This window comes from Moorena sp. SIO2C4, from assembly GCF_010672485.1.
Lineage (GTDB): Bacteria > Cyanobacteriota > Cyanobacteriia > Cyanobacteriales > Coleofasciculaceae > Moorena > Moorena producens.
Map to the genome: position 1 here is coordinate 1 of NZ_JAAHGN010001216.1, position 2074 is coordinate 2074.

A 2074-nucleotide genomic window follows, 5' to 3' on the forward strand; every position below is an offset into this window, starting at 1 on the left:
TCGCTTGCTCAAAATTCTCTGAAGCCTCTCTTGGTAGGCTTCGGCTTCAGTCGGGCAGAATGCATCTTCTAGGGGAAGTCCCACCACTTGTGTCAAACTCAGACCATATTGCTCAGCAGCTTGCCAGTAAAAAGAAAGGCATTTACCCGATGCCTCTTGAGTATAAACCAGCTCACACCCTAAACCCTGCAAAAAGTTAGAATCACCTTGTGCACTAGCGGATTGCCTATTTATATATCCAGTTTGAAAACATTGAAAATTCACAGGTGCAGCCATTAAAAGAAACCTGGAAACTACAAGCAACACCGGGAGCCTCAGTTCCCGTTTCAACAAGTAAATGCAACCAACCAACCCTAACCCACGAGCCAATGGCAACGTCTCAAAGTAGATGCCTTTACCTCTTGTCTATCAATCGTTCCACTCACCTCGGGGCGGCAGGGGAGGATTTCGGTCAAAGGTACGGGCTAATTCCTGATCTGTTCCCCTTTCACCCCTAAGCCATTGACGAATTGCCGTTTCTATTACTTTACTCGGATCATTAGTCAAGTGTTTGATTTGATCCAAGAGTTCCGTATCCAAATGAATAGAAATTTCTTCTTTGTCAGCTGAACGTGATAGATCTACGTTAGTAGCTTTGGTAGACTCAAGGTGGTTTTCAAGCAAACCCTCTTGATGTAAGGCATGATCATTCATAATCGATGGGCTAATAACACTACTAATATAACTTTACGATAACTGACAATTAGCCTGGCTCACTTATAACCATTCCAGGGATAGTACCCTTACCTCTGACGGAAAACATTAAAATACATTAAGTGAAGCATGAACTCAATAGACCAGTTATTGACTGGGTTTATACCAATAGCTTATGACTGATGCCCCTGTCTCTCATATTCGCAATTTTTCGATTATCGCCCACATTGATCATGGGAAATCGACCTTAGCTGATCGCCTACTGCAAGCTACTGGTACCGTAAGCGACCGCCAGATGAAAGAACAGTTCCTGGACAATATGGATTTGGAACGGGAGCGGGGAATTACGATTAAGCTGCAAGCGGCTCGGATGAACTATACTGCTAGCGATGGTCACGAGTACGTTCTCAATTTAATTGACACTCCCGGTCATGTGGATTTCTCCTATGAAGTGTCCCGCTCACTAGTGGCTTGTGAAGGAGCACTGTTGGTAGTCGATGCATCCCAGGGTGTAGAGGCTCAAACTCTAGCAAATGTTTACCTAGCCCTTGAACACGATCTAGAAATTATTCCCGTTCTAAATAAAATAGACTTGCCTGGAGCTGAACCGGAAAGGGTAAGTACCGAAATCGAAGATATCATTGGTCTTGATTGTAGCCAAGCGATTCGAGCATCAGCCAAGGAAGGTATCGGTATCGAAGACATCCTCGAATCTATTGTACATCTAATTCCACCTCCAAGCGATACCGTAGAGCAACCCCTAAGGGCGTTGATTTTTGACAGTTACTATGATGCTTATCGTGGCGTAATCGTTTATTTCAGAGTGGTCGATGGCACTCTAAAAAAAGGCGATCGCATTCGCTTGATGGCCTCTGGCAAGGAGTACGAAATTGATGAGCTAGGGGTGCTTTCCCCTAACCAAGTCCAAGTGGATGAACTCCACGCCGGTGAAGTTGGTTACCTGGCTGCTGCCATTAAGGCGGTAGCCGATGCCCGTGTTGGTGACACCATTACTTTAGCAAAAGCAGCAGCTATTGACCCTTTACCGGGATACACTGAAGCCAAACCGATGGTTTTTTGTGGCTTGTTTCCCACTGATGCTGACCAGTATAAGGATTTAAAGGAGGCATTAGATAAGCTGAAACTCAATGATGCTGCCCTGAACTACGAACCAGAAACTTCCTCTGCGATGGGATTTGGCTTCCGCTGTGGTTTCTTAGGCTTGCTGCACATGGAAATTGTTCAAGAGCGCCTTGAAAGGGAATATGATTTGGAGCTAATCACCACCGCCCCTTCAGTGGTCTATCAAGTGACCACCAATCAGGGAGAAGTCCTTGAAATTGATAATCCGAGTACCCTGCCATCCCCCCAAGAACGGGAA

General features: G+C 45.5%; 2 protein-coding genes and 1 pseudogene. 1 reads left to right on the forward strand and 2 read right to left on the reverse strand.

The genetic code is table 11. The annotated features are described in order from the left end of the window. A pseudogene (locus F6K20_RS35770) lies at positions 1-276 on the reverse strand (histidine kinase); the annotation flags it as partial. A 132-nt stretch (positions 277-408) separates the two neighbouring features. Further along, positions 409-693 carry a type II toxin-antitoxin system CcdA family antitoxin gene (locus F6K20_RS35775; protein WP_008178707.1) on the reverse strand — a complete coding sequence of 95 codons (285 nt, stop codon included), beginning with the start codon at positions 691-693 and terminating at the stop codon, positions 409-411. 175 nt (positions 694-868) lie between these two features. On the opposite strand from F6K20_RS35775, the gene lepA reads away from it, so the two are divergent. Then, positions 869-2074, forward strand: a 1206-nt coding sequence (lepA, locus tag F6K20_RS35780; RefSeq protein WP_287297990.1) for a translation elongation factor 4, incomplete at its 3' end; no start/stop codon positions are given.